The organism is Succiniclasticum ruminis DSM 9236 (assembly GCF_900112895.1).
Lineage (GTDB): Bacteria > Bacillota > Negativicutes > Acidaminococcales > Acidaminococcaceae > Succiniclasticum > Succiniclasticum ruminis.
Window position 1 is genome coordinate 77,041 of the sequence record NZ_FONL01000005.1, and the last position, 19,027, is coordinate 96,067.

18 protein-coding genes are annotated in these 19,027 nt (G+C 52.1%); all 18 read left to right on the forward strand.

Features of this window, described 5'->3' with window-relative positions:
- Positions 1-4 precede the first annotated feature (4 nt).
- The 18 genes from BM159_RS05520 to BM159_RS05600 all read left to right on the forward strand — a co-directional run bounded on the left by BM159_RS05520 (position 5) and on the right by BM159_RS05600 (position 18,986).
- Entirely contained in the window at positions 5-1,777 is a 1,773-nt protein-coding gene (locus tag BM159_RS05520; protein ID WP_093913262.1) for a V-type ATP synthase subunit A, read from the forward strand.
- Entirely contained in the window at positions 1,770-3,167 is a 1,398-nt protein-coding gene (locus BM159_RS05525) for a V-type ATP synthase subunit B (RefSeq protein WP_093728867.1), read from the forward strand. The genes BM159_RS05520 and BM159_RS05525 overlap by 8 nt, the downstream gene beginning before the upstream one ends.
- Positions 3,168-3,170: 3 nt before the next feature.
- Positions 3,171-3,842, forward strand: coding sequence for a V-type ATP synthase subunit D (locus BM159_RS05530; RefSeq protein WP_093913263.1), 672 nt, complete (start codon positions 3,171-3,173; stop codon positions 3,840-3,842).
- 135 nt (positions 3,843-3,977) lie between these two features.
- On the forward strand, positions 3,978-5,267 hold the full coding sequence (locus tag BM159_RS05535; RefSeq protein ID WP_093913264.1) for a nickel-dependent lactate racemase family protein: 1,290 nt from the start codon (positions 3,978-3,980) through the stop codon (positions 5,265-5,267).
- 348 nt (positions 5,268-5,615) lie between these two features.
- On the forward strand, positions 5,616-7,427 hold the full coding sequence (locus BM159_RS05540; RefSeq protein WP_143089401.1) for a phosphoethanolamine transferase family protein: 1,812 nt from the start codon (positions 5,616-5,618) through the stop codon (positions 7,425-7,427).
- A gap of 120 nt (positions 7,428-7,547) precedes the next feature.
- Positions 7,548-8,531 carry a glycosyltransferase family 9 protein gene (locus BM159_RS05545; RefSeq protein WP_245763653.1) on the forward strand — a complete coding sequence of 328 codons (984 nt, stop codon included), beginning with the start codon at positions 7,548-7,550 and terminating at the stop codon, positions 8,529-8,531.
- Positions 8,532-8,583: 52 nt separating this feature from the next.
- Complete coding sequence (locus BM159_RS05550) at positions 8,584-9,795, forward strand: hypothetical protein (protein ID WP_093913267.1); 1,212 nt, start codon at positions 8,584-8,586, stop codon at positions 9,793-9,795.
- Between the two features lie 27 nt (positions 9,796-9,822).
- Positions 9,823-10,950 (forward strand): mitochondrial fission ELM1 family protein, encoded by a 1,128-nt coding sequence (locus BM159_RS05555; protein ID WP_093913268.1) that lies wholly within the window; start codon positions 9,823-9,825, stop codon positions 10,948-10,950.
- Between the two features lies 1 nt (position 10,951).
- Positions 10,952-11,953 carry a glycosyltransferase family 4 protein gene (locus BM159_RS05560; RefSeq protein WP_093913269.1) on the forward strand — a complete coding sequence of 334 codons (1,002 nt, stop codon included), beginning with the start codon at positions 10,952-10,954 and terminating at the stop codon, positions 11,951-11,953.
- The gene (locus tag BM159_RS05565) at positions 11,950-13,029 is read left to right on the forward strand and encodes a glycosyltransferase family 4 protein (protein WP_093913270.1); all 1,080 of its coding nucleotides are present in this window, start codon (positions 11,950-11,952) and stop codon (positions 13,027-13,029) included. The genes BM159_RS05560 and BM159_RS05565 overlap by 4 nt, the downstream gene beginning before the upstream one ends.
- 73 nt (positions 13,030-13,102) lie before the next feature.
- Positions 13,103-13,498 (forward strand): glycosyltransferase family 2 protein, encoded by a 396-nt coding sequence (locus BM159_RS05570; RefSeq protein WP_093913271.1) that lies wholly within the window; start codon positions 13,103-13,105, stop codon positions 13,496-13,498.
- Positions 13,499-13,543: 45 nt separating this feature from the next.
- Positions 13,544-14,251 carry a glycosyltransferase family 32 protein gene (locus BM159_RS05575; RefSeq protein ID WP_093913272.1) on the forward strand — a complete coding sequence of 236 codons (708 nt, stop codon included), beginning with the start codon at positions 13,544-13,546 and terminating at the stop codon, positions 14,249-14,251.
- A gap of 83 nt (positions 14,252-14,334) precedes the next feature.
- Entirely contained in the window at positions 14,335-15,474 is a 1,140-nt protein-coding gene (glf, locus tag BM159_RS05580; RefSeq protein ID WP_093913273.1) for a UDP-galactopyranose mutase, read from the forward strand.
- 100 nt (positions 15,475-15,574) lie between these two features.
- Entirely contained in the window at positions 15,575-15,805 is a 231-nt protein-coding gene (locus BM159_RS05585; protein WP_093913274.1) for a hypothetical protein, read from the forward strand.
- Complete coding sequence (locus BM159_RS05590) at positions 15,805-16,620, forward strand: glycosyltransferase (protein WP_093913275.1); 816 nt, start codon at positions 15,805-15,807, stop codon at positions 16,618-16,620. The genes BM159_RS05585 and BM159_RS05590 overlap by 1 nt, the downstream gene beginning before the upstream one ends.
- 8 nt (positions 16,621-16,628) lie before the next feature.
- Positions 16,629-16,799 (forward strand): hypothetical protein, encoded by a 171-nt coding sequence (locus tag BM159_RS11955; protein ID WP_177205932.1) that lies wholly within the window; start codon positions 16,629-16,631, stop codon positions 16,797-16,799.
- 1 nt (position 16,800) lies between these two features.
- Positions 16,801-17,829, forward strand: coding sequence for a UDP-glucose 4-epimerase GalE (galE, locus tag BM159_RS05595; protein ID WP_093913276.1), 1,029 nt, complete (start codon positions 16,801-16,803; stop codon positions 17,827-17,829).
- A gap of 140 nt (positions 17,830-17,969) precedes the next feature.
- Positions 17,970-18,986, forward strand: coding sequence for a glycosyltransferase family 2 protein (locus BM159_RS05600; protein ID WP_093913277.1), 1,017 nt, complete (start codon positions 17,970-17,972; stop codon positions 18,984-18,986).
- The last annotated feature ends 41 nt before the right edge of the window (positions 18,987-19,027 follow it).

Sequence of the window (19,027 nt, forward strand, 5' to 3'; positions counted from 1 at the left end):
GCCGATGAGTGGAACTATAGTAAAAGTATCAGGCCCGCTGATCGTTGCCAGCGGCATGGGTGACGTAGAGCTGTATGACGTGGTCCGTGTCAGCGAGAAGCATCTGATTGGCGAGGTAATCGAATTGCGGGGCGACATGGCCTCCATTCAGGTATATGAGGAAACGGCAGGTCTGGGACCCGGCGAACCGGTGGAATCCACCCGTTCCCCGCTGTCCGTGGAACTGGCTCCCGGTCTGATCGAAGGCATCTTCGACGGGATCCAGCGCCCCCTGGACGTGCTGTACAATAAAGCGGGCGACCGTATCACCCGCGGCGTCGAGGTTCCCAAGCTGAACCGCGAGAAAAAATGGAAATTTGAACCGAAGGTGAAAGTCGGCGACCACGTAACGGGCGGCGACATCATCGGCGTGGTCCAGGAGACCCCGGCCGTGCTGCACAAAATCATGGTGCCGCCCCGCAAGGAAGGCGTCGTGGAATGGGTGTACAGCGGCGAGGCTACCATCCTGGAGCCCGTTTACAAGCTGAAAGACAAAGACGGCAACGTGACGGAGTACCCGATGCTCCAGACCTGGCCTGTGCGCCGCAGCCGTCCCTACAAAGAAAAACTGCCCCCGACGGAACCCATGGTTACCGGCCAGCGCGTCGTCGACGCCCTCTTCCCCATCGCCAAAGGCGGTGTGGCGGCCGTACCCGGCCCCTTCGGCAGCGGCAAGACCGTTATCCAGCACCAGCTGGCCAAGTGGGCTGACGCCGACATCATCATCTACGTAGGCTGCGGCGAACGCGGCAACGAGATGACCGACGTACTGATGGAATTCCCGGAACTGAGCGACCCCCGTACGGGCCTGCCCCTGATGAAGCGTACCGTGCTGATCGCGAACACCTCCGACATGCCGGTTGCCGCCCGTGAAGCCTCCATCTACACAGGCATCACCATCGCGGAATACTTCCGCGACATGGGCTACAAAGTAGCCATCATGGCGGACTCCACCTCCCGCTGGGCCGAAGCCATGCGTGAAATGAGCTCCCGTCTGGAAGAAATGCCCGGTGACGAAGGCTATCCCGCTTACCTGAGCTCCCGTCTGGCGGAATTCTACGAACGCGCCGGCATCGTGAAATGTATAGGCAATGAGGACCGTACCGGTGCGGTTTCCGCCATCGGCGCCGTATCACCCCCCGGCGGCGATATTTCCGAGCCGGTATCCCAGGCTACGCTGCGTATCGTAAAGGTATTCTGGTGCCTGTCGGCAGCCCTGGCCTATGCCCGTCATTTCCCGGCCATCGACTGGCTGCAGAGCTACTCCCTGTACAGCGACCGCCTGCGGAACTACTACAACAGCTCCGTATCTCCCGACTGGTCCGGCATGGTCTCCAAGATGATGACCATCCTCCAGGAAGAAGCGGAACTGAACGAAATCGTGCGTCTGGTCGGTGTGGATGCCCTGAGCTTCAAGGACCGCATCACGCTGGAATGCGCCCGCTCCATCCGCGAAGACTTCCTGCACCAGAACTCCTTCCACGAAGTGGATACCTACACTTCCCTGGAAAAACAGCATGACATGATGAAGCTGATCCTGACCTGGTATGACAAGGCGGAAGCCGCCCTGGAGCAGCACGTGCACCTGGACAAGCTGATCGATATGCCGGTCCGCGAGGAAATCGGCCGTATGAAATACATTACCGAAAAAGAACGTGTGGAAAAGTTTGGCGAAATCGCCAAGAGACTGGATGCTGCTTTTGCAGCGCTGACAGAGGGAGGCGAACTCGATGCGTAAAGATTACAAGACAATTCGCGAGGTCGTCGGCCCGCTGATGCTGGTTGACCAGGTAGAAGGCGTCAAATACGACGAACTGGTGGAAATCCAGCAGGCCAACGGTGAAATCCGCAGCGGCAAGGTACTGGTTATCGACGGCGACAAGGCGCTGGTACAGCTCTTTGAAAGCTCCCAGGGCCTGAAGATCGACGATGCCAAAGCCCGTTTCCTGGGCCACGGCGTGCGTCTGGGCGTGTCCCCGGCCATGCTGGGCCGCGTCTTCGACGGCATGGGCCGTCCCATTGACGGCGGCGCGGATATCATCCCCGACGAATACAGGGACATCAACGGCGAGCCTATGAACCCGGCCGCCCGCGACTATCCTGCCGAATTTATCCAGACCGGCGTCAGCGCCATCGACGGACTGAACACCCTGGTCCGCGGCCAGAAACTGCCGGTATTTTCCGGCTCCGGTCTGCCCCATGCACAGCTGGCTGCGCAGATCGCCCGCCAGGCCAAGGTACTGGGTACCGGCGAAGGCTTCGCCGTTGTATTCGCTGCCGTAGGCATCACCTTCGAAGAAGCTAACTTCTTCATGGAAGACTTTAACCGCACCGGCGCTCTGGCCCGTGCCGTTATGTTTATCAACCTGGCCAACGACCCGGCGGTAGAACGTATCTCCACCCCGCGTATGGCCATTACCGCTGCCGAATATCTTGCCTACGAACTGGGCATGCACGTACTGGTTATCATCACCGATATCACCAACTACGCCGACGCCCTGCGTGAGGTATCCGCAGCCCGTAAAGAAGTGCCCGGCCGCCGCGGCTACCCGGGCTACCTGTATACCGACCTTGCGACCATGTACGAACGGGCCGGCCGTATCAAGGGCAAGAAGGGTTCCATTACCCAGATCCCCATCCTGTCCATGCCGGAAGATGACAAGACCCACCCGATCCCTGACTTAACCGGTTACATCACCGAAGGCCAGATCATCCTGTCCCGCGAACTCTACCGCAAGGGCCTGACACCGCCTATCGACGTACTGCCGTCCCTGTCCCGTCTGAAAGATAAGGGTGTAGGCAAGGGCAAGACCCGTGAGGACCATGCCGACACCATGAACCAGCTGTTCGCCGCATACGCACAGGGCAAGCAGGCGAAGGAACTGGCCACCATCCTCGGCGAGGCGGCCCTCTCCAAGGTCGACAAGCTGTACGCGAAATTTGCCGACGCATTTGAAAAAGAATACGTTTCCCAGGGCTACGAAACCAACCGCAGCATCATCGAGACGCTGGACCTGGGCTGGAAACTGCTGGGCATCCTGCCCCGCAGCGAGCTGAAACGTATCCGCGACGAATATCTGGACAAATACTATGTTCCTGCTGCTACAGAGGATAACGAGGGGGAATAATCGATGGCAACCCAAGTTAACCCGACCCGAATGGAGCTTACGAGGCTGAAAAAGCGCCTGGTAACCGCTGTCCGCGGCCACAAGCTGCTGAAGGATAAACGGGATGAAATGGTCCGCCAGTTCATGCTGCACATCCGCCGCAACCATGCGCTGCGCCTGGAAGTGGAGAAAGCCCTGCAGGGCGTGTCCACCCGCTTCGCCATGGCGAAAGCCCAGATGGGCGCGCTGCGGATCAGCGAGGCCCTGCTCTATCCTGCCCGCGCGGCTGTGTACGAAGTGGGCATGAAAAACGTGATGAGCGTTGACGTTCCCACCATTACGTTTACCGGCGGGGAAGAGGCTACGGAAATTCCCTATGCCTTCACCTTTACCTCCAGCTCCCTGGATAACGCGGTAGTGGAACTTTCCGCGCTGCTGCCCAAGCTGCTGGAACTGGCCGAGGTGGAAAAGACCTGCAACCTGCTGGCGGATGAAATCGAAAAGACCCGCCGCAGGGTAAACGCCCTGGAATACGTCATGATTCCCGAGATGCAGACCAACATCAAGTTCATCACCATGAAGCTGGCCGAGAACGAGCGCGCCAGCACCGTACGCCTCATGAAGGCCAAGGACATGATGGCCGCCCAGGAAGCGAAAGCGCAGGCTGAAAGAGCCGCCAAACGGGCCGCCGGATAAACTGCGTACTGAAATCCGTTACCGGAAGCAACGCCGGTAACGGATTTTTCACTATCTTTTATACGCGTTTTCTGGTAAAATAATTATAGCAATACATCGGATTGAGAATACTGCCGGAAAAAAGGAGGGCGCGGTATGAAAGAATTCACATTCCACTATGGACGAGGCACGAAAAGCTTTTCACTGGACGAAAGCAAGATTATAAAAGAAATCCGCATGCCGGAGACCCCTGTGATGGAAGACATCCCCAAAGGCGTGCTGGATGCCATTTATAACCCCATCGGCAGGTCACCCATTGACAAGATCATCAAGCCGGGCCAGACCGTAACTTTCATCTGCAACGACCCCACCCGGGTGGCCAACAGCTTCGACTTTATGCCGGTGCTGGTGAACGAGATGAACAAGCTGGGCATTCCCGACGAGAACATGCAGATCGTGTTCAGCCTGGGCACCCACCGCCTCATGAGCCACGAAGAAATGGTGGAAGGCGTTGGCGAGGAAGTCGCCTCCCGCCTCAAAATGTATAACAGCGATGCCAAAATCGCGGAAGACTTTGAATATTTCGGAACAACCAGCCGCTTTACCCCGGTGCTGATCAACAAACGGATCTGCCACAGCGACCATATCATCCTGACCGGCACTATCGTACACCACTATTTCAGCGGGTACGGCGGAGGCCGCAAGGCCGTGCTGCCGGGATGCGCCGCCATGGAGACCGTGCGCCACAACCACAGCTTCATGCTGGACCCGCGGGCCGGCTTAGGCGCCATGGACGGCAACCCCGTCTACGACGACCAGATGGAAGGCGTGGCCCTGTGGGCGGAAGCCATGAAAAAACGGGGCACCAGCGTGTTCCTGTTCAACGCGATCCTGGACGCGGAACACCGCTTCCTGCGCATGTTCGCCGGCGATTACATCGCGGCCCATAAAGAAGCCTGCAAGTTTGTAGACCAGGTGTACGGCGTAAAGATTCCGAAACAGGCGGACGTGGTCATTGCCTCCTGCGGAGGCTATCCGAAAGATATCAACGTATACCAGATGCAGAAGACCATGGACAACGCCGTGCTGGCCTGCCGTCAGGGCGGCGTGGTGATCCTGCTGGCCGAATGCGAGGAAGGCAGCGGCAGCGCCGTGCTGGAAGAAACCTGCCGCCGTCTTGGCAGCATCGACGCCATTGAAAAAGAAATCAAAGACCGGTTCGTCATCGGGGCCAACAAGGCCTACGCAGTGACCCGTCTCTTCAAGAAAGCGCATTTCATCTTAGTAACCGCTTTGGACCGCCAGATGGCGAAAGACATGCTCTTTGACGGTGCCGTGGATACCGTGGAAGAAGCCCTGGCCGCCGCGGAAAAATATGTAGGCAAAGACTACAGCGTCGTGCTGATGCCGACGGGCAGCCTGACCGTGCCGCTGGTGGAAGGATAACGGGAACCGTTGTAACGAGAGTATCATCCGTACCGTAACCGTATGCCTGTGGAACGGTGCGTAAAAGAAGCGGGCCCCATAAAAGGAAGCAAGCCTCTTACAGTAGACAAGGGATAAAGGAGTCCCTGTCTGTGTAAGGGGCTCTCTTTTTTAACGGAGCGTTGGCCCCTGTATGATCCGGAACGAAGAAAAAACAGTATTTTCCGAAAAAGACAGCAAAGAATTTGGTAATAAGGTAAAATGTATTGTATAATATAATGTAAAGCATTTAAGGAAACACGGATCCGTTCATCTGGCGCCGGATGCCGTTAACACGGCGTTTGGCAGGAATATGTGAAAAGTAATGTTATGAAAATCGTATTACAAACTCTTTTGGCAACCATAGCCGGTTACAGCGTCGCGTATTTTTTGTCGTCCGGGGAAATATTGTTTGACATAAAAAACATACTCCTGTTGTTTGTCATTACGGGAGTCTGGTTCTGGTTTTTTCATTCATTCCCCAAAGCGCGAAAACCGGTTGCCGTTTTGTTCTGCATAGCCGTTTTGTCGGGATACGGGTTGGCCGGTATCGGTTATGTAACCGAACCGTTTACAATCTACCGGATGTTTAAGGATATACTGTATTGCCTGACCCTTCCGGCAGTTGCGTTTTCTGTGTATCGTCTGACAGAGAATCCTGCCGTTACAAACCTGACAGCCCTGGTTATAACAGCGTTAATGACTGCCTATGCTGCTTTTGTAAGCGTGATGCTGGGATTTTACAGTGTCTTTCATGCAAAGTTCGGCAGCAACAGCCTGACTGCTTTGTTAAATACGAACTTGCAGGAAGCGAAAGAGTTTATCGCATCCTATTCTTCGCCGGGGCAGGCCGCCGCCTTCGTACTGTTTCTTTGTGTTTTTGCCTGTTTTGTGTTCCGGCAGTTCCTCATTGCCGGCAGACAGATGCGCTGTTATCCGCCGGCCACAGGGAAAAATCTGAAAAAGGCCCTGGCTTTTTCCCTTGCGCTCATCCTCGGCTGTTATATGTTCGGCGCAAAGACATACGCGGCAATCACAATAGACACTGCCCGGTACGCGAGTGAAAGGCAGGCCGGTTTTGTAAAAAACAGCAGGGCCCGGATCCGGAAGATCGGGCAGCTGAAAGACGCCGGAAAACATAAGTACAGGGGGAATATGGCGCTTGTTATCGGAGAGACCCACGTGCGCAGCCACATGCACGCGTACGGGTACGAAAGGGAAACAACGCCTTTTTTAGACAAAGCCATACAAAACGGAACGGCATTCACGGCGCCCGGGTCCTTTTCCTGCGCCGCCCAGACAGATACTGCGTTGCCCATGGTCGTGACAGAAAAAAGCCAGTATAACAAAATTGCCTTTAAGGACACCGCGACATTAGTAGAAATGGCGCGCCATGGCGGCTACCGGGTGGTCTGGATCAGCAACCAGCAAAAAAGCGATATCATAGGCGTGATTGCAGATACTGCCGATGAAACGGTCTGGATCAATACGAAGACCAACGACACCTATTTGCGGCAGAAAAACGGGGCTTTTGACGAACACGTGCTGACGGCCCTGCATAAACAGAAAAAACCGCGGCAGAAAACACTGTATGTCATCCATCTGCTGGGCTCCCATGCCAATTACGACTGCCGCTATCCGGACACGTTTAAAAAATGGGATGAAACTGCCGGCAACCGCGCGGAGCAGCTCATAAATTCGTATGATAACAGTGTTTTGTATACCGACTATGTATTGGCGGAGATACAGAAAATATTGTTTGGCAAGCTGGGTGTATCGGCGCTTCTGTATGTTTCCGATCACGGGGAAGAACTGCATGAACATTTCTGCCACGGGGAAGACTTTTTTATCAGCAGATATAAGGAGTCGCCGTATATGGCGGACATTGTCAAAGTTCCTTTCTTTCTTGCCGTTTCCCCCGGGTTCAGGTCAAAATATCCGGAGGTCATCGCAAACTGGAAAAAGAACAGCAATAAATTTTTTACGAATGACATGATATATGATACAATATTAGGGTTGATGGATATTCGCTGCCAGCACTATAACGCCCGCCAGGACTATACGTCTGCCCGGTTCGGTTTCCCGTTGGGAAAGATGCGGACCGGACGGGGAAAGGTACGGCTCGAAGAGGTTGCAAAATAAGGATGGCCGCGTATAAAGTCATATCAATAAATTACCGCCGGCCCTGCCGGTTTGAATTGGAGTTAACGGTAAGACATGGATATCAAAAACAGAGAATATAAGAATATTCTCATTATCAAGATGAGTTCACTGGGTGATGTTTTGCACACCCTGCCTGCGGTCGCGGCGTTGCGGAAAAGGTTTCCCAAAGCCCGGCTGACCTGGCTGGTGCACCCGCAGTTCAGCGGCTTTGTGCCGGACCCGCCCGTCATTGATGAAGTGATCTATTTTGATAAAGTGAAATTTAAGAAGATGAGCCTGGGGGAGAAATGGTCGTGTTTTAAGGAAATGCGGGCATTGCTTCACAGCCGGAAATTCGATCTGGTCATTGATATGCATGGCTTGTTTAAAAGCGCGGTACTGGCCGCGATCAGCGGCTGTGACAACCGCATCGGCTTCTGTGAGATGTGGGAAGGCAGCGGCCTGATTAGCAGGCCCATCCGGGGCGAGCATGCCAAAGGCCATGCGATCGAGCAGTATCTGGACGTGGCCCGTTATCTGGGCTGTCCGGTGGACGAAATTTCATTCCCCCTGCCGGACCTGAGCAGGGAATGGCGGGCTGTCCGGGAAAAAACAGACGCGGTCCTGGAACCGTACGTCGTGCTCGTCCCCGGAGCCCGCTGGGAAACCAAGATATGGCCGGCAGAGCACTTCGCGAAGCTGGCGGAGATGATCCTGCGGGACGGGAAACAGGTCGTGCTGGCCGGGGGTGAGGAGAGCATTGCGACAGGGGCGCAAATCGCCGGACTGGTACCCGGGGTTGCGAACCTGACCGGAAAAACCAGCCAGCGGGAGCTGGGAGCGCTGATCCAGCACTGTATGCTCTATATCAGCGCCGATACAGGTCCCCTGGTTATCGCGACAGCCATGAAGAAACCGCTGATTGCCCTGTACGGGCCTACCCGTCCGGAATTGACCGGTCCTTACGGGGATGAGGAAGCGGTTGTCGTAAAAGCCCCGGTGCCCTGTGCAGGCTGCCGGAAACGGCATTGCGGGCACTGGATCTGCATGCAGTCCATTACACCGGAAACGGTGTTTGAAGAATACAGGAAAAAAGTGCAGTAAACATACCCATCAGGTATGCAAAAAAAAAAGACATATTCAGGAGGGGATTTGTATGTCAAACTTATTTGGAGCATCACATCTGGAAAACTTTAAGGCTTCGCTGGACGAAAGGTCCCGGGCCGCCGTCGACTCCGCCATTGAAAGAATTACAGAAATAAAAAAACGTGGCGGCAAAGTGATGGTTGTAACGGGAAGCGGTCCCAACATTCACGAGGGCGTTACCACCCTGATCGCCGAACTGATCCGGGTTGGGATCGTGGACGCGGTTTCCACCAGCTCCGCGGTCATTTCCCATGAAATGGCCGGCTCGCTGGACCGTGTTTTCCGCGTTGACGCCAAAGCCCTTGGCATGGACATGGAAAAAATGCCCCGGGGCGACGTATTTGAATTCACCTGCATGACGGATGAAGAAATTGCAAACTTAAAGCGTGAAATGCCGCTGGACGATGATCTGTTAAAACGCGGCAGGGAATTGCCCAAACAAAACGAAATCATCAAAGCGGCCGGGAACATGGCCTACCCCATGGGTCCCAGGACGGAGAAGGTTGCCCACGAAATTCTGGGCATGGCAAGAATGTACGGCCTGCCTTTCGAGACGGTGGCCGGCTGGGGCTGCGATGAACATACCATGCTGGGGGCCGCCGCGCGGAAAGGCGTTCCGGTGCTGGTTACCATTCCCCAGCTGATCGGCGGCGGCGCCGTGGGCATGTCCATCGGCGATTCCATCCCCGTATCCCAGCGTTCCATGCGTCTTTCCCGGATGCTGGCATCCTGCGATGCAATTATCGAAAGCGCCGTTGCGCTGACCCAGGAAATCCACGACGGTCCCTTTGAATGCTACACAGGGCATGGCATCTGGGCCTGGTGGTCCGGAGAGAACACCTACGACCTGCGGAATAAGAGCCTGATCCGCTTTGACCTGGATGAAAACCTGCGCAAAGCAGTGGAACTGAACCAGACCGTTCAGGAAGCCATCGATAAGGGCCTGCCCAAGACAAAAGCCGCCAAGATCCCGTTCCGTATGGAAATGTCCGCCTTCGCGCGGCACGAAAACAGCATCCCGGTCATTGGCGATATCGGCAAGGTATGGCCGCTGGTGGCCGCCGGCGTGGCCAAAAATCTGGGCATTGAGCTGGAATTCCTGTCCGCTTCCCAGGATACGCCGGAAGGGGCAGCCATGCGTGAGTGGATCGTGGATAATGTGAAACCCTTTGACCGGGAAAAAATGCTTGCGCATACAAGGAGTTATGAGATTCTGAAATAGCAGAAAAGAATCTCCAGGAGGCAATCCATGAATAAACTGAAAGCCGGGCCAAAGCGTGTTGTCCTCCTCGTCGACAATACCCGGGGACACTTTCACCAGTCCCAGGGCATTGCCCGGTGGCTGGAACGGCTTTGCGGGGCGGAAATCCATGAAATCAGGGTTCCAATCCTTACCGGCGTGAAACGTTTTCTTGTTCTCAAAATGCAGGGGCGCAGCCTTGATTCGGCGTCCCCTGAAGAAGCAAGGGAATGGCTGAAGAAAGCGGGCTTTTCCATTGAAGATCACGCGGACATCCTGTCCGGCGGACCGGGAACCCTGTTTATGGCGACAGGCAACTCAGCCTCTTCGTTCTGTCTGGCGCTGGCAAAGGCGCTGAAAGGGTTTTCCGCCGTCATCATGACCCCCGACGTAGTGGGGACACAGCCCTTTGATTTTGCCATCGTTCCCGAGCATGACCGTCCGGCCCCGTCACATAACATTCTGGGGACGCTCGGCGCCCCCAACCATATTTATTTTCCCGAGCTTCAGGAAACGGCGGAGACATTTTTCAGTCAGGAGAAACCTTTCCCTGACAAGGTGGTCGCGCTTCTGCTGGGCGGAAGTGACGCCAATTATGAACTCACGCCCGCCTGGGTCCGGTCTGTCCTGCCCTCCCTGTGCAAGGCGGCGGAACAGCAGGGGGCTGCCCTGCTCATTACGACCTCGCCGCGTACGGGGGCGGAAGCGGACCGCGCCGTGGAGGCTGTTTTTGCGGGAAGCCCTGCGACCCGTTACCTGCTCCTGGCGTCGAAAAGCCCGGAAAATCCCGTGCCTGCCATGCTGGGCGCGGCAACCCATGTCCTTGTCACGGAAGATTCCGTGTCCATGGTTTCAGAGGCTTCGACGGCCGGATTCCGGGTGGGACTGCTCCGGGTTGGCAGAAAACAGACACCGAAGACGAAAGTCCGTAATCTGTTCGGCGCGGGTACCGTGCGCTTTGACGCGCTCTTTGAGGAAATGGCCGCCAGAGGGTTTGTGGAAGATCTGGGGCCGGCCCCGGATTTTGACGCGTTCCTGGCCCCTGAGACCCGCAGGATCGAGACGCCCTTTAACGAGGCAAAGAGAGCTGCGGAATGGATACTGAGCCGCTGGAAACCCGCAGAGGAGAAAAACTGAAATGAGAATCCTTCACATCGTCCCGGAATTTGAACAGGGCGGCGTAGAACGTTATGTGATCGAACTTTCTGAGATACAGATAGCCCACGGGCATCAGGTCTTTCTGGCAACAGCGGGGGGAAAAATGGAATCCCAGCTGCATCCGGAAGTCCGGGTCATCCACCTGCCTGTTCACAGAAAAAATCCCATCACGGGGCTGTACTGTACTTTTTGCCTGGCGCGGAAGCATAAGGAATGGGATATCGTTCACGCCCATTCCCGGGTCCCCGCCTGGATTTGCTGGTGGACAGCGGCTTTGACAAATATGCCCTGGATCATGACGGCCCACTCGACCTATTCCCTTAACGCCGGCCTCGCTCCCCTGAAGCATGCGCCGGGCGTCATCTGTGTCTCTGAAACCGTACGGAAGCATCTGGCGGACTATCTTCCGGAACGCACGATCACGCTGACTAACGGGATCCGAAAACCTTCCTGTTCCTGGGAGGGAAAGGGGTTCCCGGAGCATCCCCATTTTCTTTTTGTAGGGCGGCTTGCGCGGCCGAAAGGGCTGGACACCGCACTGAAAGCGCTGGGGGGACTGAAGGACCGCCGGTGGACCCTTGACGTAGTAGGCGACGGTCCCCAGCGGGCGGAGTGGGAAACCCTGACAGCCGAACTGGGCCTGCAGGAACGGGTTACTTTCCACGGCTTTTGCGAGGATGTGGATGCGTGGATGGCGAAATCCGGTTGTCTGCTCTTCACTTCATTTCAGGAAGGCATGCCGCTGACGGTACTGGAAGCCTTAGCAGTAGGCATCCCCATCCTGGCATCGGATATGGAGCAGCTGCTTCCGCTGGCATCCGGACCGCTGATCCCCCAGAGAGATGTGGAAGCCTGGCGTACGAATTTAGCAAAGTTTCTGGACGGCGGCGCGGCCAGTCCGCTCCATGCGGACCGGCTGACTACTTTCGAGGACGTGGCTGATCAGATTGAAGCGTTTTACCGGGAGGTCCTGGCAAATTGAAGGTTTTGCATTATGCTGACTGCACGACCCTTTCCTGGGGCGTGCCCTACATTGCCCATATGAAAGCCCTTGCAGAGCTGGGTGTGGAGCAGACACTTCTCTGCCGGGGAGGAGATGAGTTGGAACGCCTTGCGAAAGAGAACGGCATCCCCGTACGGACATGGAAACCCCTGACCGCGGCGCTGCCCCTGCTCTCGCCGGGCTTCGTACCGATCGTGAAAGAAATTTCCCCGGACATCATCCATACCCGGCTGCTGTCTGCCGCCGGCATTGCGGGAACCTGGCGTTCCAAACTGGGGATTCCCGTGGTGGCAACCTTTGATAAACCGGGGAAGGCCAGATATTATCAAAACATTGACCGGTACATCTCCTGCGCCAGCTGGCTGAAACAGTATATGGCCGAGCATGAGGGGCTGCCTGCCGGAAAAATCGACGTGGTCCACAATCCCGCGGACACGGCCCGCTTTGCCGGCCGCGAAAGCAACCGCAACGAAGCCCGGGCGCTTCTTAACATCGCGGACGATGAGGTCCTAATCTCCGGGATGGGGATCTATATCCACCGGAAGGGCTTTGATGTATTGCTCCGCGCTTTCGCGAAGCTGCGTCCCGAAGGGAAGAAGCTGCGCCTGGCGCTGATCGGGGGCGGCGGGGACCAGCGTGAAACCTACCTGAAAATGGCCGGCGAGCTGGGCATCCGGGACAAACTGATTCTGCCGGAAAGCTTCGTTAAGGACGTGCGTCCGTGGCTCTGGGCTTCCGATATCTTTGTCATGCCCTCCCGGGAAGAGGGATTCAGCATCGCCCTGCTGGAAGGCCTGGCGGCAGAACTGCCCACGGTGGTATCGGACATCGCGCCCTTCACGGAAATCATCCGGGACGGGGAAAACGGACTCATTGCAGGAACAGAAAATCCGGAAGATTTTTCCCGCGCCCTTCAACAGATGCTGGACATGAACGCGGAACAGCGAAACCGGCTTGTGCAGAACGCCCAACGGACTATAAGCGATTTTACGCCGGAAGCCATCGCCCGGCAGACCCTGGCCGTATACCGGAAGGTATTGGGGCAGGGGGAATAACCGGAAGGCGGAGTCTTCTTCTGCATAAAAAACGGGCTTGCGCCCGCACATCTTCCAAAGAAAGAAAAACGCTATGCACAAAGAAAATACATATCCGCTCATCAGCGTTGTTGTACCCGCCTATAACGCTGAAACACGGATCGCCGGTACGCTGGAGGCCATCATTGCGCAGGACTATCCGAACCTTGAGGTCATCGTTGTCAACGATGCCTCGAAAGATAAAACAGAGCAGGCCGCCCGACGCGTACTTGAGAGTTGCGGGCGGCCTTTTTCCGTTATAAGCCATAAAAAAAACCGCGGCGTATCCGCCGCTGCCGGGACCACACGGACGCCGGTATCCGGACCGCCTGTATTTGAGCGGGAACGCACTCTCTGCAAGGATAAAGAATCTGGCCGATTATTTCCGTTTGAGGCGGGGATAGACTGCGATTTTTGGTTGTATGTATTTGATTTTGTCACTCAGTTTTAAAAAACTTTTTAAAACTATATGCTGTAACTGAAAGAGGTTAGAAACGTGATACCTAAAACAATACATTACTGCTGGTTTGGCGGGGGGCCTCTCCCTGAGCTGGAGCAAAAATGCATAACCAGCTGGAAAAGATTCTGCCCGGATTATGAGATTATAGAGTGGAATGAAAGCAATTTTGATTTCTCCTGCTGTGCTTATGCAAAAGAAGCTTACGAGGTAAAAAAGTGGGCCTTTGTTGCTGATTATGTCCGCCTGAAAGTAATGATTGAATACGGTGGTATCTACATGGATACAGATGTAGAAGTTGTCAAACCGTTAGATGTATTCTTAAAAGAAAAGGCGTTTTCGGGTTTTGAGGAAGAAGAGTATGTATCTACAGCTATAATGGCTTGCGAAAAGAATTTTGCATTATTTGATGCTTTCCTGAAACGTTATGACAAAAGACATTTTTTGAATGCCGATGGAACTTATGACTTTACAACGAATGTTGTAGAAATTACAAATTTTTTACTTGAGCACGGGTTATTGCTTAATAACAGGGAACAAGCGATAGAAGGACTTACGATTTATCCAAAGGATTATTTTTCTCCGAAGAATCATAAAACAAAAAAAATAGAATGCACAGACAATACGTACGCAATACACCATTTTGCCGGATCATGGCTAACACCTTCACATTGGAAGAGATTTAAGAACCAAATAAAGGAAAAAAAGCTAATGCTTATAAATAAATTATCCAATTGGCCAAAATGAAAAATTGATTTCGTTTTATGGCTTGCGAGTAATAAGAGGGTAGGAATCAGCAGTAATTTTGTTAAGCCGGGAGTGTTCGATTAATGCAATACGATTATCTGATAGTGGGTTCAGGCCTTTACGGGGCAGTGTTTGCGCGGAAAGCCACACGACATAACAAAACAGTGCTTGTCATTGACCGGCGTAATCATATTGCCGGGAATGTTTATACGGAAAAAATAGAAGGAATTAACTTCCACAAGTATGGCGCGCATATCTTCCATACGAATAATAAAGCAGTGTGGGATTATGTGCAGCAGTTTGCAACGTTCAACCGGTTCACTAATTCGCCGGTGGCAAATTACCGCGGGGAATTGTATTCGCTGCCTTTTAATATGTATACGTTTAATAAAATGTGGGGCGTGGTGACACCGGAAGAAGCGGCAGCGAAAATCGAGGAACAGCGTAAAGAGATCAAGGGAAAACCGAAAAACCTTGAGGAACAGGCTGTTTCGCTGGTTGGCCGCGACATCTTTGAAAAGCTGATCAAAGGATATACGGAAAAGCAGTGGGGACGTGATTGCAAAGAATTGCCGCCATTTATTATTAAACGGTTACCGGTTCGTTTCACGTTTGACAACAATTATTTTAACGCATTGTATCAGGGTATCCCCGTTGGCGGTTATACAAAGATGGTGGAGCGGATGCTGGACGGCATAGAAGTGAAAACCGGTGTGGATTATCTGGCGGATAAGGCGCATTGGGATGATCTGGCAGACAAGGTGATTTATACCGGTTCGATTGATGCTTATTTTAATTATAGCCTGGGTTATCTGGAATACCGGTCCGTGCGGTTTGAAAACGAAATATTAGACATTCCTAACTTTCAGGGAAATGCGGCAGTCAATTATACGGACCGGGAGACACCGTGGACACGGATAATTGAACATAAATGGTTTGAATTCGGTAAGGATGAAGACGGCAATGATTTCCCTAAAACCATTATCAGTCGAGAGTACAGCTCCGAATGGAAGCCGGGAGATGAACCGTATTATCCGATAAACGACGAAAAAAATACTATACTGAGTTTAAAATACAAAGAAATGGCAGGAAAAGAGAAAAAAGTGATTTTTGGCGGTCGTCTGGGCGAATATAAATATTATGATATGGATCAGGTGATTGAAGCGGCACTGAAAATGGCCAACAAATTACTGAAGAATGGAGCAGACAAAATTTTGCTTTAAAAGAAGTAGAATATTGTATTGACATCAATACTTACTATATTTATAACGATTATTGAAGAAGTCTGATAGTTTTATTCGAGCTGTCGATAAGGAAAATGAAATGGTAAAAGGAATTACATTCATTGGAGAATGTCAGGCGTCTGTTAACCATGCAGGAAATAAGGCGCGTGCAGATGTAGATGTTATACTAAGGGAAAAATATGGATTTCCTTATGAAACTTTGGGTGAGACTATTTTTACGGGTTTTTTGGATAGAATTAAATACCTATTGAAGTTTTCCGCTTTGCAGAAATCCGGCGAATCCGTCAGTTGCATTCCCAAAAGGTTATAATGCAATACCCGTTTTATTTTAAGACTAGCTTAAAAAAAGCGTTGCGCGATTCGCTTAAAAAAAATGAAGTCATTATTTTTGTTCACGACGTGGATTCTTTACGTGATATTAAAGGCGCGGATATCAGGACTGAAATCGGAGAGTTGAATCTGGCAAAGGCTGTAATTGTTCATAATAATACTATGGGCAGCGCATTACAGAATTTAGGGTTAAAAGTTCCCTGGTTCAGTTTGGGCTTGTTTGATTATTTACTGCCGTGCATACCGGAAAGGTCATTCTCAAAAGGAACCACAGTGGTTTTTGCAGGAAATCTTGGGAAAAGTGAATTTTTGTGCAATGCGGAAATAGAAACACTGGGATTGCATTTTAATTTATATGGACCTAATTTCAGTAAAGAATCAATAAAATGGGAAAATGTAAGTTATAAGGGCAGTTTTCCGCCAGACGAAGTTCCTTTAAAACTGGAGGGCAGTTTTGGACTGGTATGGGACGGGACGGACGTCAGAACCTGTGACGGACCTACAGGAACTTACATGAAGTATAATAATCCTCATAAGCTTTCGTTGTACATTGCAGCCGGATTACCAGTCGTTGTTTGGAGACAGGCTGCTATAGCAGATTTTGTTGAGACTAATAATATTGGAATTACAATAGAATCATTAACGGATATTTCAAAAAGAATTCAAACTTTGTCTGTCAGCGAATACAACGAAATGGCTATGGCTGTTAAAAAACTGCAAAAACAGGTTGTGAGTGGTAGTTTTACCAGGCGATGCCTGAAGATTGTCAAAGGACAGATTTTAGATACAGTATAGGTGCGGTTTTGTTTGAAAGAACATCATGGTTAGATTGGGGAATGTTTCCTGTTGATGGGGGAAATGGATTGGGGGCAGATGAAGAGAATGTGTTATTGGGCTATGTTTCTATCTCAGGATTTTTATTTATGCTCGTATATGTGATTAATATGGTTTTTCAATTAGCAGGAGCTGCTTAAGATGAATATTTTAGTGACCGGCGGGGCGGGGTATATCGGTTCCCATACGTTAGTTGAACTGTTGACAGCGGGGCATACCGCCGTGGTGGTGGACAATCTGTCCAATTCCAGCAGTGAAGCGCTGAACCGTGTGAAAACCATTACGGGGAAGACGGTTCCGTTTTACAAGTTGGATATTCGGAATCGGGATGCACTGGAAACTGTTTTTGCAGTGCATGCTTTTGATTGCTGTATTCATTTTGCCGGGCTGAAGGCCGTGGGGCAATCGGTGACGAATCCCTGGGAGTATTATGAAAATAATATTGGCGGTACGTTGGTATTGTTAGATGTTATGCGTAAACACGGCTGTAAAAATATTGTTTTCAGTTCGTCCGCCGCTGTTTATGGGACACCGGCGATGATTCCGATTACAGAAGAGTGCTCTAAGGGACATTGTACGAATCCCTATGGGAAGACCAAATCCATGTTGGAAGAGATTTTAATTGATTTGCATACTGCGGATTTGGAGCTGAAGAATCTCCATCCCTGGAATGTGGTGCTGTTGCGGTACTTTAATCCCATTGGCGCCCACGCATCCGGGTTGATTGGGGAAAATCCCAACGGTATTCCCAATAACCTGATGCCGTACATTACGCAGGTGGCCGTAGGCAAGTTGGAGAAGCTGCATGTGTTTGGAGATGATTATGCCACGCCGGATGGGACCGGCGTTCGAGATTATATCCATGTGGTGGACCTGGCAAAGGGCCATGTAAAGGCATTGCAGGCCATTGAAAAGAACTGCGGCGTGGCTGTTTACAACCTGGGCACCGGACGGGGTTACAGTGTTTTGGAATTGGTGCATGCCTTTGAGCAGGTTAGCGGGGTAAAGATTCCCTATGTAGTGGAAAATCGCCGGCCGGGCGATATTGCCATATGTTATTCGGATCCCGGGAAGGCGAAACGGGAACTGGGGTGGAAAGCAGAATATGATATTTACGAAATGTGCCGCGACAGCTGGAACTGGCAGAAGAAGAACCCCGATGGGTATTGAACGCGTTGACATTATTTCAATAAATGACCGTAAAATGTTTCGATGCCGACAACTGATTTTTTGAAATTCTTTTTCCAGGTTAGTTAAAAGGTTTAACTATTGATCATTTTTCTAAGTAAAACATTGTAAAGGGGAAGCTCATGAATTTACAGACTAAAACATACCCGCTTGTCAGTGTGGTTGTGCCCGCTTATAACACGGAGACGCGTATAGCGTATTCTCTGGAGTCCATCATCGCGCAGGACTACCCAAACATTGAAATCATTGTTGTGAACGATGCTTCAACGGATGGGACGGAGAATGCTGCGCGTCGGATACTTGAGAATTGCGGACGTCCTTTTACCATTATTACCCATAAAAAAAACCGCGGGGAAACCGCTTCCCGCAATACCGGCATGGATGCGATGAAAGGCGAGTTCCTCTGGTTCATTGATGCGGATGATATGGCTGAGCCTAACCTGATTTCCTCACTGTATGCCCTTATTGAGAAATATCAATGTAAAATATCCTTTTGCGGTATAAAGGACCGGTTTACAGACGGGCGGCCCGATGTATTAATTCCCGTAAAAATAAAAAACACTGATATTTGTAACGGAGAAGATGCAATATGGTTGAGGGCGTTCGGCGAGGATGCACCTCCTGTTTGCGGAATATTATTCCGCAAAACGTTTCTTCAAGAAACGGGCCTGCGCTTTTATGAAGGGTGCACCGGCGGAGGGGATATCGAGTTCCTGTTAAAGACCCTTTGCCGGGCCGGACGGTCTGCGTTTACTCCGGATTGCCTCTATACTTACGTGCACCACGCCGAAATGGGTTCCGTACGTGATTCTAACACGAAAGAAAAACAAATCCGTCGCTACCGGGACAACACGGGCGCCCATTTCAGGGCAGCCCAATATCTGAGCGAATACGCACCCTCTGAAAGGGTAAAGGACCTGGCTGATAGCTTTTTTATGCCTCAGGCTTTCATCCGTCAGCTCACGCTGTGTGCAAAAACAAATAACAGAGCGGAGTTTGATGCCATCCTCTCTGACGGTGCTACACGAAAGGCGTTAAGCGCATCGAAAAAATATTTTTTCAAAAAGCCGGAAGTTTATCTCAAGGCCTTTGCGTTGCTCCATTTTCCGGATATTTATTACAATCGGCGGCGTGGGTAGGCTGCATAAATATGATCATGATGAGGCCGAGGAGATGAGCA